11 protein-coding genes and 1 tRNA gene are annotated in these 13879 nt (G+C 61.6%); 6 read left to right on the top strand and 6 right to left on the bottom strand.

The window, feature by feature from the left end; all coding sequences use genetic code 11:
- Positions 1-15: 15 nt before the first annotated feature.
- Complete coding sequence (gene purN, locus EL255_RS13745) at positions 16-654, bottom strand: phosphoribosylglycinamide formyltransferase (protein ID WP_042654875.1); 639 nt, start codon at positions 652-654, stop codon at positions 16-18.
- A gap of 8 nt (positions 655-662) precedes the next feature.
- Complete coding sequence (purM, locus tag EL255_RS13740) at positions 663-1700, bottom strand: phosphoribosylformylglycinamidine cyclo-ligase (protein ID WP_042654874.1); 1038 nt, start codon at positions 1698-1700, stop codon at positions 663-665.
- 176 nt (positions 1701-1876) lie between these two features.
- On the opposite strand from purM, the gene upp reads away from it, so the two are divergent.
- From upp to hda, 3 genes are all read left to right on the top strand, one after another.
- Positions 1877-2503: a uracil phosphoribosyltransferase gene (gene upp, locus EL255_RS13735; RefSeq protein WP_033131152.1), complete on the top strand. Its 627-nt coding sequence runs from the start codon at positions 1877-1879 to the stop codon at positions 2501-2503.
- Between the two features lie 150 nt (positions 2504-2653).
- Complete coding sequence (locus EL255_RS13730; protein ID WP_042654873.1) at positions 2654-3685, top strand: DUF2066 domain-containing protein; 1032 nt, start codon at positions 2654-2656, stop codon at positions 3683-3685.
- A gap of 159 nt (positions 3686-3844) precedes the next feature.
- The gene (hda, locus tag EL255_RS13725; RefSeq protein ID WP_033131154.1) at positions 3845-4546 is read left to right on the top strand and encodes a DnaA inactivator Hda; all 702 of its coding nucleotides are present in this window, start codon (positions 3845-3847) and stop codon (positions 4544-4546) included.
- Positions 4547-4634: 88 nt separating this feature from the next.
- Here the strand turns inward: hda and aceA are convergent, their stop codons facing one another.
- From aceA to EL255_RS13710, 4 genes are all read right to left on the bottom strand, one after another.
- Positions 4635-5948, bottom strand: a complete 1314-nt coding sequence (gene aceA / locus EL255_RS13720) for an isocitrate lyase (protein WP_042654871.1) — start codon at positions 5946-5948, stop codon at positions 4635-4637.
- Positions 5949-6020: 72 nt separating this feature from the next.
- Positions 6021-7628: a malate synthase A gene (gene aceB / locus EL255_RS13715; RefSeq protein ID WP_042654870.1), complete on the bottom strand. Its 1608-nt coding sequence runs from the start codon at positions 7626-7628 to the stop codon at positions 6021-6023.
- A 707-nt stretch (positions 7629-8335) separates the two neighbouring features.
- Positions 8336-8476 (bottom strand): hypothetical protein, encoded by a 141-nt coding sequence (locus EL255_RS21385; RefSeq protein WP_170176010.1) that lies wholly within the window; start codon positions 8474-8476, stop codon positions 8336-8338.
- Positions 8477-8773: 297 nt separating this feature from the next.
- Positions 8774-8850 (bottom strand) — tRNA-Pro (locus tag EL255_RS13710).
- Positions 8851-9154: 304 nt separating this feature from the next.
- Here EL255_RS13710 and tadA point away from each other — a divergent pair.
- The 3 genes from tadA (at position 9155) to pstA (ending at position 13763) form a co-directional block, all read left to right on the top strand.
- Positions 9155-9637, top strand: coding sequence for a tRNA adenosine(34) deaminase TadA (gene tadA, locus EL255_RS13705; RefSeq protein ID WP_232018951.1), 483 nt, complete (start codon positions 9155-9157; stop codon positions 9635-9637).
- 205 nt (positions 9638-9842) lie between these two features.
- A complete protein-coding gene (locus tag EL255_RS13700; protein WP_042654556.1) occupies positions 9843-12080 on the top strand; it encodes an ABC transporter permease subunit in 2238 nt (745 codons plus the stop codon).
- A 33-nt stretch (positions 12081-12113) separates the two neighbouring features.
- On the top strand, positions 12114-13763 hold the full coding sequence (gene pstA / locus EL255_RS13695) for a phosphate ABC transporter permease PstA (RefSeq protein WP_042654557.1): 1650 nt from the start codon (positions 12114-12116) through the stop codon (positions 13761-13763).
- Positions 13764-13879: the final 116 nt, after the last annotated feature.

Here is a 13879-nt window from a genome sequence, read left to right as displayed (position 1 = left end):
TGCTGTGATTAGCGGTTACTCGCAGGCATGGCCCGCCGGGCCGAGCGCCACGCCATCCAGCAGGGCGGTGCCCTCCTGCATCCGCAGCCGCCCCTGGCAGAACCACTGCACCACCAGCGGGTAGATGCTGTGCTCCTGGGCCTGGACCCTGGCCGCCACCTCGCCTGCGTCATCCCCTTCGAAGATGGGCACCCGGGCCTGCAGGATCACCGGGCCGCCGTCCAGCTCTTCGGTGACGAAGTGGACGCTGGCACCGTGCTCGCTGTCCCCCGCCTCGATGGCGCGCTGGTGGGTGTGCAGACCCTGATACTTGGGTAGCAGGGAGGGGTGGATGTTGATCATCCGCCCGGCGAAGTGGCGCACCAGATCGGCACTCAGGATCCGCATAAAGCCGGCCAGCACCACCAGATCCGGCTGATAGTCTGCCATCAGCGCCTGCAGGGCGACGTCATACTCCGCCCGGCTGGCAAACTGCTGCTGGGCCAGGATGGAGGTGGCCACCCCGGCCTCCTGAGCGCGCACCAGACCATAGGCATCGGCCTTGTTGCTGATGACGCCGACCACCTGGCCCGCTATCTTGCCGCTGGCGCAACTGTCGAGGATGACCTGCAGGTTGCTGCCGCTGCCGGAGATGAGTACCAGGATGCGTTTCATAGGGGAGGTCATTTGATGACGACCTGCTCCTCGCCATCCGCAGCCTTGGCGATATGGCCGATGTGCCATGCGTTCTCGCCTTCGGCCTTGAGCAGGGTCAGCGCCTTGTCCAGCTGATGGGCGGGCAGGGCGATGATCATGCCGACGCCGCAGTTGAAGGTACGGTACATCTCGTGACGGGTGACGTTGCCGGCCTGCTGCAGCCAGCCGAACACCGCCGGCCACTGCCAGCTCTGCTCGTCGATCACCGCCTGGGTGTTGGCGGGCAGCACGCGGGGGATGTTCTCCCAGAAGCCGCCGCCGGTGATGTGGGACAGCGCGTGGATCTCGCACTCCTTGATGAGCTTGAGCACCGGCTTCACATAGATGCGGGTCGGCTCCAGCAGGGCGTTGGCCAGGGTGGTCTCACCCAGCGGCTGGTGCACGTCGGCCTTGGAGACTTCCAGGATCTTGCGCACCAGGGAGAAGCCGTTGGAGTGGGGGCCGCTGGCGGCCAGAGCGATCAGGGCGTCCCCTTCGCCGACCTTGCTGCCGTCGATGATTTCGCTCTTCTCCACCACACCGACACAGAAACCGGCGATGTCGTAGTCTTCCCCTTCATACATGCCCGGCATCTCGGCGGTTTCGCCGCCCACCAGGGCGCAGCCGGATTGCTCGCAACCGGCGCCTATGCCGGTCACCACGGCGGCGGCGGTGTCCACATCCAGCTTGCCGGTTGCGTAGTAGTCGAGGAAGAACAGCGGCTCGGCGCCTTGCACTATCAGGTCATTGACGCACATGGCCACCAGATCGATGCCCACTGTGTCGTGTTTTTTCAGATCGATGGCGAGACGCAGCTTGGTGCCCACCCCGTCGGTGCCCGAGACCAGCACCGGCTCCTTGTAGCCCGCAGGGATTTGACACAGGGCCCCAAAGCCGCCAAGACCACCAAGGACTTCAGGACGACGAGTGCGTTTTGACACGCCCTTGATACGTTCAACCAGTGCATTGCCGGCATCGATATCCACGCCAGCATCCTTGTAGCTCAGTGAGGTTTTGTCAGTCACGCGTATTCCCCGTCATATGAAGAAGTGGAGGGTAAAATTCGGGGCGTATTCTACCAGCGGCGTGGTAAAAGCAGAAAGGAAATCGTTTGCGCGTTTTTGCGTGGAAAAGCTCCACAAGCGGCGGCTTTTGTTGTATGATTCCGCGATTTTTTCGCGGCAGGTTAGAGGAGATAATAATGAAAGTCGTTGAAGTCAAACACCCCCTGGTCAAGCACAAGATCGGGCTGATGCGTGAAGGCGATATCAGCACCAAGCGTTTCCGTGAACTGGCCAAAGAAGTGGGCAGTTTGTTGACCTACGAAGCGACCTCTGACTTCGAAACCGAGAAAGTTACCATCGATGGCTGGAACGGGCCAGTGGAAGTTGACCAGATCAAGGGCAAGAAGGTCACTGTGGTGCCCATCCTGCGCGCCGGTCTTGGCATGATGGATGGCGTGCTCGAGCACATGCCAAGCGCCCGCGTCAGCGTGGTCGGCATCTACCGCGATGAAGAGACCCTGCAACCGGTTCCCTACTTCGAGAAGATCGTCAGCAACATCGAAGAGCGTCTGGCCCTGGTGATCGACCCCATGCTGGCCACCGGCGGCTCCATGATCGCCACCATCGACCTGCTCAAGAAGAAGGGCTGCCAGTCCATCAAGGTGCTGGTGCTGGTCGCCGCGCCGGAAGGCATCAAAGCGCTGGAAGCCGCTCACCCCGACGTGGAGCTCTACTGTGCCTCCATCGATCTGGGCCTGAACGAGAAGGGCTACATTGTGCCTGGTCTGGGCGATGCCGGTGACAAGATCTTCGGCACCAAATAAACCCTGATGCCATAGCGCCTTCTGCTCGTGAGAGGGGGAAAACGAAGCCGGCACCTCGCCGGCTTCGCTGTTTATACAGTCCCCCGTCTTGCTGGGAAGCGCGCCTTGCCGCTACCATAAGCACCATCTCCCATTTCGAGAATCTTCTTTATGCTTAAACGCTTAGTGACTCTCCTCTGCTGCTCCCTGTCGTTAATGGTGTCGGCTGCCCAGGTGACCGATCTCTATCAGGGCAAGGCGCCGACCAGCGGTGACATGGCGGCCGCCCAGTCCCAGGCACTGGGCGATGTGCTGATCAAGGTGACAGGCCGACGCGACATTCTCACCCAGCCGGCGGTGGTCAAGGCACTGGCCGCGCCGGGCGATTTTGTGCAGCACTACGGTTACCAGGATCTGGGGCCGGTCAAGTTCCTCAAGGCCGATTTCGACGTCACCAAAGTCAACGCCCTGATCGCCCAGAGCAAGTTTCCCCTGCTTGGGCCCGCCCGGCCGCAGATGGCGATCTGGCTGGTGGTCGATGAAGGGGAGCGCCGCATACTGCCGGATCAGTCAAGCGATGGCTGGGCCGCCGCGCTGCGCGCCCAGAGCCAGGCCATGGGCCTGCCAGTCAGCATTCCGCTGATGGATCTCGATGACAACATGGCGGTCAATGCCACCGACGTCTGGGGCCGCTTCGCCGATCCCATCCTCCAGGCGAGCCAGCGTTACGGCGCCGAGATGGTGGTGCTGGGCAAGCTGACACCGGAGGGTGACAAAGAGGAGGGGAAATGGAGCATCGACTGGGGTCTCTATGGTCCCAAGGCGGGCGGTGAGCTGGCCGAGCTGACCAAGGGCGCCGGCTCAGGCACCCAGGCCGAGGTGGCGCAGGGGATGGCCGATGCGCTGGCCGGCTGGCTGGTGCAACAGTACGGCACCCGCCTGTCCGGTGTGGCCTCCAGCCAGACCCTGGTGGTGGAAGGCTTGTCCGGCATCGATGGCATGATCATGGTGCAGAAGATGCTGCAGGGCATGGCCAGCATCACCAAGGTGACGATCGGCAAGCTGGAGGGGGACAAGGTCACCTTCAACCTCTCCCTGCAGGGTGACAAGGCCGAGCTGGTACGCGGTCTGCAACTGGAGAGTCGCCTGCGCCAGATCGAAGACAATGAGAGCGGTTTGCGCTACCAATGGGCACAGCCCTGATCCTCTGCAGCCGAAGATAATGCGCGCAGTCTGCGTTACCAATGGTCGCACTGGCGATCTTTATTGAGGATCCAAACCGCCCGGCCGAGTCCGGGCGGTTCTCTATCTGCCGCGGCGATGATACACTTGGGCACAAATGTCACAGTCAAAGCCCAACGAGTGAAGCAACCGGCCCAACTGTCTTTAGCCGTACAATTACCGGATGATGAAACCTTCGTCAGTTTTTATCCCGGCAACAATGCCCATCTGATCACCGCCCTCAAGAATGCGGCCATCGGTCAGGGCGCGCCTTTCCTCTATTTCTGGGGAGCCAAGGGCTCGGGGCGTTCCCACCTGCTGCACGCCACCTGCGCCGAGGTCAACGCCCGCGACGCCGCCGCGGCCTATCTCTCCCTCGATCAGTTCGAACAGCTGGATCCCAGCATGCTCGATGCCCTCGAGAGCCTGCCGCTGGTCTGCCTCGACAGCCTGGAGGCCATCGCCGGCAATGCGCTCTGGGAGCGAGCCCTGTTCGACTTCTACAACCGCTGGAAAGAGAAAGGCGAGGGCACCCTGGTGGTGACCGGCTGCAGCGCCCCGCGCAAGCTGGGGCTGCAACTGCCGGATCTCGCCTCGCGCCTCGACTGGGGGGTAAGTTTCCACCTCGACGAGCTGGACGATGAGGGCAAGCTCAGCGCCCTGCAGCTGCGCGCCGAACTGCGAGGCTTCAAGTTGCCCATCGACGTGGGTCGCTTCCTGCTCAATCGGCTGTCACGCGACATGCGCACCCTGCTCGCTACCCTCAATCAACTCGATAACGCCTCCTTTCGCGCCAAGCGCAAGCTCACCATCCCCTTCGTCAAGGAGATCCTCGAGCTCTGACTCGGCGGTATTGCCCCGTTTCATGTCTCACGCGCAAAAAAAGAAACCCCGGCACCAGGCCGGGGTTTTTGTTCGCGTTATGCGGTCATCAGTGGAACTGATCTTCCTCGGTGGAGCCGGTCAGTGCAGTGACGGACGACTGGCCACCCTGAATGACGGTGGTCACCTTGTCGAAGTAACCGGTGCCCACTTCCTGCTGGTGCGCCACGAAGGTGTAGCCACGGCTGGCGGCGGCAAATTCCGGCTCCTGCACCATCTCGACGTAGTGCTTCATCCCCTCGCCACGGGCGTACTGGTAGGCCAGCTCGTACATGTGGAACCACATGTTGTGGATTCCAGCGAGCGTGATGAACTGGTACTTGTAGCCCATGTCGGACAGCTCCTGCTGGAAGCGGGCGATGGTGGCATCGTCCAGGTTCTTCTTCCAGTTGAAGCTGGGGGAGCAGTTGTAGGCCAGTATGGTGTCCGGGTACTGGGCCTTGATGGCTTCGGCAAACTGGCGCGCCTCGTCCAGATCCGGCTTGGCGGTTTCACACCACACCATGTCGGCGTAAGGGGCATAGGCGAGGCCGCGGGAGATGGCCTGCTCGATGCCGGCCTGCACCTTGTAGAAGCCCTCGGCGGTACGCTCACCGGTCAGGAAGCCAGCATCGTAAGGGTCGGCGTCCGTGGTCAGCAGGTCGGCGGCATTGGCGTCGGTACGGGCGATCACCAGGGTGGTGGTGCCACAGACGTCGGCTGCCAAACGTGCTGCGACCAGCTTCTGCACCGCCTCCTGGGTGGGGACCAGCACCTTGCCACCCATGTGGCCGCACTTCTTGACCGAGGCCAGCTGATCTTCGAAGTGCACGCCGGCGGCGCCCGCCTCAATCATGTTCTTCATCAGCTCGAAGGCGTTCAGCACGCCGCCGAAACCGGCTTCGGCATCTGCGACTATCGGCAGGAAGTAGTCGATGAAGCCGGCATCCTGCGGACCCAGCTTGTTGGCCCACTGGATCTGGTCGGCGCGGGCGAAGGAGTTGTTGATGCGCTCCACCACGGACGGCACCGAGTTGGCCGGGTAGAGGGACTGATCCGGATACATGGTGGAGGAGAGGTTGTTATCCGCCGCCACCTGCCAGCCGGAGAGGTAAATCGCCTCTATGCCCGCCTTGGCCTGCTGCACCGCCTGGCCGCCGGTCAGGGCGCCGAGGCAGTTGACGTAGCCCTTCCTGGCGCCGCCGTGGATCAGCTCCCACAGCTTGTCGGCACCGCGCTGGGCCAGGGTATGTACCGGCTGCAGGCTGCCACGCAGGTTCACCACGTCTTCGGCGCTGTAGCCGCGTTTGATCCCATTCCAGCGGGGGTTCTCTGCCCAGTCTTTCTCGATAGCCTGGATCTGTTGCTCACGGGTCAGTGCCATATCAGTTCCCTCTTTCATTGATTTCACGTTTCCATTGATTTGTTATGGACGAGCCCCGCCCGGGGCCCGGATTCAGAGCCGCTCGTAACCGGGCAGCGTCAGAAAATCGATCAGGGTGTCGGCGCAGGTGATCTGCTCCATCAGCTCGCTCGCCTCGGCAAAGCGGCCGGCCTGCCAGCGGGCATCGCCCAGCTCGGCTTTGACCACCTCCTGCTCCTCGGCCAGCATCTGGCGGAACAGTGCCTTGGTCACCACCTTGCCGTTGGAGAGGCTCTTGCCGTGGCGGATCCACTGCCAGATGGAGGTGCGGGAGATCTCGGCGGTGGCGGCGTCTTCCATCAGGCCGTAGATGGGCACGCAGCCGTTGCCGCCGATCCATGCTTCCAGATACTGCAGGGCGACCCGGATATTGGTGCGCATGCCGGCCTCGGTGCGCTCACCCTCGCAGGGGGCCAGCAGGTCGGCGGCGGTGATGGGGGCATCCTGTTCACGCAATACCCCGATCTGGTTCCTGGCGCCGGCCGGGATGGCGGCGTTGAACACCGCCATGGCGGTATCGGCGAGGCCGGGGTGAGCCACCCAGGTGCCGTCGTGACCGTTGTGGGCCTCCCGCTCCTTATCCGCCTTGACCTTGGCGAACACCTGCTCGTTGACGAGCGGATCCTTGGCGGGGATGAAGGCGGCCATGCCACCCATGGCCAGGGCGCCACGCTGGTGACAGGTCTTGATCAGCAGGCGTGAATAGGCGGAGAGGAAGGGCTTGTCCATGGTGACCACCTGGCGGTCCGGCAGCACCCTGTCCCCATGATCCTTGAGCGTCTTGATGTAGCTGAAGATGTAGTCCCAGCGGCCGCAGTTGAGCGCCACTATGTGATCCTTCATCTGATAGAGCAGCTCGTCCATCTCGAACACCGCCGGCAGGGTTTCGATGAGTACGGTGGCCTTGATGGTGCCGCGGGGCAGCCCGAACTTGTCTTCGGTCCAGGCGAACACCTCGCTCCACCAGCGCCCCTCCAGATGGCTCTGCAGCTTGGGCAGGTAGAAGTAGGGGCCTGAGCCTTTGGCCAGCAGCGCCTGATGGTTGTGCAGGAAGTAGAGCGCGAAGTCGAACAGGCCGCCGGGAATGGGGGCGCCGTCGAAGGTGACGTGTTTCTCCGGCAGGTGCAGGCCGCGCACCCGGCAGATCAGCACCGCCGGATCGGCCTTGAGACTGTAGGACTTGCCCTCTGGGCTCTGGTAGGAGACGGTGCCGTTGACCGCGTCGCGCAGGTTGATTTGGCCCTCGATCACCTTATTCCAGGCCGGTGCCAGTGAGTCTTCGAAGTCCGCCATGAACACCTTGACGTTGGCGTTGAGGGCGTTGATCACCATCTTGCGCTCTACCGGCCCGGTGATCTCCACCCGCCTGTCCTGCAGGTCGGCCGGGATGCCGCGCACCGTCCAGCTTCCCTCACGAATATGGGCGGTCTCGGGCAGGAAGTCCGGCAGCTCGCCACCATCGATGCGCGCCTGACGGGCCACCCGTTGCTTCAGCAGTTCATTGCGCTGAGGAGCGAAGCGTTCCACCAGTTCGGACACCAGGGCCACCGCATCCGGCGTCAGGATCTGCGCGTAATCGGGAAGCATCTCGCCTTGGATGTGCAGACGGGTGCTGCTGATGGTCTGGGCCGGTGCCGACATAGGTTTCACTCCTTTGAAAGTTACATTTTGAACTTACTAACTACGACTAACGTCTATATCCGTTTCTCTTAAACTCCCCGTAACAGCGGGGTAACACGACTCATAAGGTGCAAAATAATGCTTGGTTCGTCAACCTAATTTTTAAAACGGGTGTTTTTGACTGGTATTTAAGTTGATGTTTTTAATGAATTTATTTGATTGACGTAAAAGCTCTAGCTAGATGGTTATGCTCTTGGCCAGGCACCCGTTCAGGCGAAGGGAACGGGGACTGTCTCCAGCATGAAAAATGTAATTTATTACGTAATAAAATTACCAATGCAAAAACAAATCCCGACCTTACTCCAGGCTTTGCAAAAACATCTGTATGAAATACATCCTGCAAATGCCGTTGGCGTCTAGCTCCTGCAGGCATTGAATGGTGAACTGTTGTTTAAAACTGGATCCGGATGCATGGAGCGGATGGGGGTCTGGGGCCCCTGTCGTTGAAATGACGAGCAATAACGTAGGTTTGTATCAGCGAGCGGTGGGGAGAGGGGAGGAATGGGAGGGGATGCAGGTAGTGAATAATGCCAATAACCTGCGTCTATTTAGCATTTTGTTGTTTTTTTAGTCGACCGGATTTGGCCGGGGGAAAGGGCGGTGCGGAGTAGCAGAATTGGCCATGGATCCACGATCTGGCTGGCGGGGAGAGGGGCTCATTGGCCGGCTCAATAGTCATCGTCCGGGGCGGCGAGATCGATCACATCGAGCTGCACCATGTTGCCCGGTTCGGCGTCGGTGGTTTCGATGTCGGGATGCGGTGACGGAATAAGGGGCTGATCGGGTTGAAGTTCAACAGCTTGGGTCATGGGTGCTTGCCTCATTGGATTGCAAGCCGGTTGGTGACTCCCTCACCCTGATGCCCACCTCCCTGTCTGAATGGCCGGCGGAAAAGTGGCGTATCCTAGCGACACTTTGTAAAAGCTTCAAGTGGTTCTGTATAAAAAATATGCCGCTCCCGAGGGGCCAGGTGCAGGAGATGGGGACGCGCGGTGAAGCAGATAAAGGAGGAAAGGGTATAAACAAGAGTAGGGAGGTAAAGTAGAGGGAGATCTGGAAATAAAAAAATAGCCCAGTCGTGGGACTGGGCTATTTCTCGGGGAAAATGGTCGGTGTGAGAGGATTCGAACCTCCGACCCTCTACACCCCATGCAGATGCGCTACCTGGCTGCGCTACACACCGACGAGGTCAGTTCGAGCTGACGGAGGGAAGTCTAATGATCTGGGCAAGTGGGCGCAACTCCTTTTTTATCAGGGAGATGCCGATTGCTTCTTTATTGCGCAGACAAGATGCAACTTGGGCCCTGGCGGGAGATTTGGCATAATCGCCGCCCACCCGAGATGGCGGCATCCGGCCGCGGCGGCGGGTGGCATATGGGCACCAAGCCGTCTGAGTTGTGAATACGGATAGAAATCTAAGAGGAGCGGGCGTGGAGTCAGCAGAGAAGAGAGCAGCCGAGATGCAGCTCACCCAGGATGAGCGCTGGATGCAGCATGCCATGGCGCTGGCCAGCAAAGCGGAGGGGATCGGCGAGATCCCGGTCGGCGCCGTGCTGGTGTTGGGGGACGAGGTGATAGGCGAGGGCTGGAATCGATCCATCAGCGAGCACGATGCCTGCGCCCACGCGGAAATCATGGCGATCCGCGCCGCCGGTACCCGACTGGCGAACTACCGGCTGCTCGACACCACCCTCTATGTGACGCTGGAGCCCTGCTGCATGTGCGCCGGCGCCCTCATCCACAGCCGGGTCAGGCGAGTGGTCTACGGGGCGCAGGATCTCAAGACCGGGGCCGCGGGCTCGGTGTTCGAGATCTTGCAGGACTCGCGGCACAATCACAGGGTGGAGATCCGTGGCGGCGTGCTGGCGGATGCCTGCTCGGCCCAGCTCTCGGCCTTCTTCAAGCGGCGCCGGGCTGAGCAGAAGGCGGCAAAACTGGCGGCGAAACAGGCGAGCGACGCCGCATCCTGACTGCGGCGAGGGGAGCCGCCCGCCTCCTCGCCGAATGATGGGTTCAGTACCCTAGTCCAAACACCTCGTACAAACAAAGGGTTGGCTCCATTTCACCGCGACCATTTTCCCTCGCAATTACCTCTCTGCCTGCGCCTCGATGTAACAAAACTGTCATGCAACCGCCATATAATGCCGCCAAGCCTAGCTCACATTGAGGTTTTGCATGTCATCGGAATCGATCAACCTGGTCATGGCGGGCAGTAGAAAACGCCGGATCAAGGACAAGTTGGCCAAGTACGGGGTCACCACAGGCGGTGGTCTGGTATTGGTGGCCCTGTTGCTTATCTTCTTCTATCTGCTCTATGTGGTGAAACCCATCTTCAATGGCGCCAGCATGGAAGCGACCTCCTCCTTTACCCTGCCGGTGCAGGGCAAGACCGCCTGGCTCGGCGTCGAAGAGCAGAACGAGATCGGTTATCGCTTCAGCGATCAGGGTCAGGTCAGCTTCTTCGCCGTGCAGCATGATGGCAACCTCAAGGTGGGTCAGGTGCTGGGTCAGGCCCAGATCGCGGGCAAGATCACCACGGTCGCGACGCCGGCCCCTGGTCAGAAGCTGATCGCCTACGGCTTTGCCGATGGCAAGGCGCAGGTCGTCCAGCCTTACTTCAAGGTCTCCTATCCCGACGACGTGCGCGTCATCGAACCCAGCCTGCAGTATCCCTTCGGTGAGGAGCCCATGGTGGTCGATCCCCAGGGCAAGGCGCTCAAGGGCATGGTGTTCGAGGCGACCAAGGACAAGATGGCCGCCGCCGCCGTGACCGAAGATGGTCGTGGCGTGATGACGGTGCTGAGCGGCGAGGAGAACTTCCTCTCCGGCGAAGTGGAGTGGAGCAGCCAGAACTACGCCATTCCCTCCCTGCCGCGCCACGTGGATCAGATGCTGCTGACCCCCAACCTGCGCATCCTGTTCGTGCGTGAAGGCAACCGTCTGTCGATCTATGACATCCACAACCTCAGCGACATCTCCCTGCGCGACGTCATGGAGATCAACGCCCCCAACGCCAACGTGACCCGGGTCGAGCTGCTCTCCGGCGCCTCTTCCCTGCTGGTGGGCAACGACAACGGCGTCATCTCCCAGTGGTTCGAAGTGACGAAGGATGGCAAGCGCCAGTTCGCCCAGATCCGCGACTTCAAGGGCGATGGCCCGGTCGACCTGCTGACCCCCGAGCACTTTCGCAAGGGCTTCATCAGCGGCGCCAAGGACGGTACCGTCAGCTTCTTCCACGCCACCGGCGAGTCCAAGCTGCTGAGCGAGAAGATCGAGGGCGGTGCCCTGGCGGCGCTCGCCATCTCCCCCCGCCACAACCTGTTGCTGATGCAGCAGGAGAACACCTTCAAGCTGTTCGACGTCGAGAACGAGCACCCCGAGGTGACCTGGTCGGCCCTGTGGCAAGAGGTGTGGTACGAGGGCTATCCCGAGCCCATGTATGTGTGGCAGTCCACCTCCGCCAGCAACGACTTCGAGGCCAAGCTGAGCCTGGTGCCGCTGGTGTTCGGGACCCTCAAGGCCTCCTTCTACGCCATGCTGTTCGCGGTGCCGCTCGGGGTGGCCGGTGCCATCTACACCGCCTATTTCATGTCGGCGGGGCTGCGCAAATACGTCAAGCCGACGGTGGAAATCATGGCGGCGCTGCCGACCGTGATCCTGGGCTTCCTGGCCGGTCTCTGGCTCGCCCCCATCATCGAGGGTTCGCTGCCCGGGGTGATACTGCTGCTGATCCTGCTGCCGATGGGCATGTTGCTGACCGCGCTGGCCTGGAACTACCTGCCGGAGCGTGGCCGCTCCTGGTTGCCTGACGGCTGGCACGCCATCCTGCTCATCCCAGTGTTGCTGCTGATCGGCTGGGGGGCCTTCGCCCTGAGCCCGCTCATCGAGAACGCCTTCATGCACGGGGACTCCCGCATCTGGCTGACCCACGAGATGGGCATCAAGTTCGACCAGCGCAACTCCCTGGTGGTCGGCATCGCCATGGGCTTCGCGGTCATACCCACCATCTTCTCCATCGCCGAGGATGCGGTGTTCTCGGTGCCCAAGCACCTCACCCAAGGGTCTTTGGCGCTCGGCGCCACCCCCTGGCAGACCCTGAGCCGGGTGGTGATCCTGACCGCGAGTCCGGGCATCTTCTCGGCGGTGATGATGGGCCTTGGCCGCGCCGTGGGCGAGACCATGATAGTGCTGATGGCGACCGGCAATACCCCCATCATGGACTTCTCCATGTTCCAGGGGCTGCGCACCCTGGCGGCGAACATCGCGGTGGAGATGCCGGAGTCGGAAGTGGGCAGTTCCCACTACCGGGTGCTGTTCCTCGCGGCCTTCGTCCTGTTTGTATTCACCTTTATGTTCAACACCCTGGCCGAGTTCATTCGTCAGCGGTTGCGCGAAAAATACAGCTCTCTGTAAGGGGCCGTTCTGTATATGGACAAGGAATCAACAATGGGTAAGTGGTTTAAATCAGGGGCCCCCTGGATCTGGATGACAGGCGGCGCCGTCAGCCTGAGTCTGGTGGCGGTACTGGGTCTGTTGCTGCTGATCGGCTGGCGTGGTCTGGTCTACTTCTGGCCTCACCCCATCTACGAATGGCAGCTGGAAGACGCCAGCGGCAACAAGAGCGTGCTGATCGGCGAGATCAACGATCGCGAGCTGGTACCGGTCGAGCGGTTGCGCTCCGCCGGCCAGGCGCTGGAAGGGGAGGAGCGCGAGCAGCTGACCCGTTATCTGGTCAAGACCGGCAACCGCGAGTTCGTCGATCTCGACTTCCGCTGGGTGCTGGAGACCGACATCAAGTCCCGGACCCAGCCGGCCGAGCTGGCCATGGTGGAGCGCACCACCAACGGCAACTTCTACGGCTACATCGTCGGGGTGAAGGAGGATGGCCGCGAGCTGAGCCAGGACTTGCATCCCGCCCTGCAGCGGGTGCTGGCCCGTGCCAACGCGCTCTCCGAACAGGCCAACGATCTGCAAAAGGGTGACATCGGCAGCATCAACTATCAGCTGGAGCGACTGCGCCTCAAGGAGCGCAAGGCCGAGCTGGAGGACGAGTTGACCGAGGCGCTCAAGGCGGATCTCGCCGCGCAGCGTCAGGCGCTCAACGATCGTTATCAGGTGCTGGAGAAGGAGCTGTTCTCCCTGCGTAGCGAGGCGGATCGGGACGCCATCACGGTCAAGGACATGCGTGGCGAGCTCATCACCATGCCCATGTCCAAGGTGCTGGATGTGGTGTGGCCCAACGACATGAGCCTGCCGGCCAAGGTGGGACACTGGTTCCATCAGATCGGCAAGTTCGTCTCCGACGATCCCCGTGAGGCCAACACCGAGGGCGGCGTGTTCCCGGCCATCTTCGGCACCGTGTTCATGGTGTTGCTGATGGCGGTCATCGTCACCCCGCTCGGGGTGGTGGCGGCGGTCTACCTGCACGAGTATGCGGGCAAGAACAACTTGACCAAGATCATCCGCATCGCGGTGATCAACCTGGCGGGGGTCCCCTCCATCGTATACGGCGTGTTTGGCCTCGGCTTCTTCGTCTACACGCTCGGTGGTTCGTTAGACCAGCTGTTCTATCCGGAAGCGCTGCCGAGCCCGACCTTTGGCTCCCCCGGCGTCATCTGGTCGGCGCTGACCTTGGCCATCCTGACCCTGCCGGTGGTGATCGTCTCCACCGAAGAGGGGCTGGCCCGGATCCCGAGCACCATACGTCAGGGCTCCCTGGCATTAGGGGCCACCCAGGCCGAGACCCTGTGGCGCATAGTGCTGCCCATGGCGAGCCCGGCCATCATGACCGGCCTCATCCTGGCGATAGCCCGGGCGGCGGGTGAAGTGGCACCGCTGATGCTGGTGGGGGTGGTCAAGCTGGCACCGACCCTGCCGATGGATGGCAACTTCCCGTACCTGCACGTGGAGCGCAAGTTCATGCACCTGGGCTTCCACATCTACGACGTCGGCTTCCAGAGCCCGAACGTCGAGGCGGCGCGACCGCTGGTGTATGCCACTTCGTTCCTGCTGGTGACGGTGATCGTCGGCCTGAACCTGACGGCCATCGGTATTCGTAACCACCTGCGCGAGAAATTCCGGTCGCTGGAGCATTAATCCAGCCACCCCAGACTGATGTGAGGCAAGGGACGGGCGGCTGCCCCCCTTGCCAGTCAAGTGTTCCGGCCGCTGGCACATCAAGATGCCCGCCGCCACAGAGAGAATTTGAGGTA

The organism is Aeromonas encheleia, from assembly GCF_900637545.1.
Lineage (GTDB): Bacteria > Pseudomonadota > Gammaproteobacteria > Enterobacterales > Aeromonadaceae > Aeromonas > Aeromonas encheleia.
Note: the sequence above shows the minus strand (reverse complement) of the source record. Positions and strands in the feature narration are given on the sequence as shown.

What these genes read in the sequence shown, in the direction of transcription:
- purN (WP_042654875.1), bottom strand. Translation starts at nt 654, where the DNA reads ATGAAACGCATCCTGGTACTCATCTCCGGCAGCGGCAGCAACCTGCAG.
- upp (WP_033131152.1), top strand. Translation starts at nt 1,877, where the DNA reads ATGAAAGTCGTTGAAGTCAAACACCCCCTGGTCAAGCACAAGATCGGG.
- EL255_RS13730 (WP_042654873.1), top strand. Translation starts at nt 2,654, where the DNA reads ATGCTTAAACGCTTAGTGACTCTCCTCTGCTGCTCCCTGTCGTTAATG.
- aceA (WP_042654871.1), bottom strand. Translation starts at nt 5,948, where the DNA reads ATGGCACTGACCCGTGAGCAACAGATCCAGGCTATCGAGAAAGACTGG.
- aceB (WP_042654870.1), bottom strand. Translation starts at nt 7,628, where the DNA reads ATGTCGGCACCGGCCCAGACCATCAGCAGCACCCGTCTGCACATCCAA.
- EL255_RS21385 (WP_170176010.1), bottom strand. Translation starts at nt 8,476, where the DNA reads ATGACCCAAGCTGTTGAACTTCAACCCGATCAGCCCCTTATTCCGTCA.
- tadA (WP_232018951.1), top strand. Translation starts at nt 9,155, where the DNA reads ATGCAGCATGCCATGGCGCTGGCCAGCAAAGCGGAGGGGATCGGCGAG.
- EL255_RS13700 (WP_042654556.1), top strand. Translation starts at nt 9,843, where the DNA reads ATGTCATCGGAATCGATCAACCTGGTCATGGCGGGCAGTAGAAAACGC.
- pstA (WP_042654557.1), top strand. Translation starts at nt 12,114, where the DNA reads ATGGGTAAGTGGTTTAAATCAGGGGCCCCCTGGATCTGGATGACAGGC.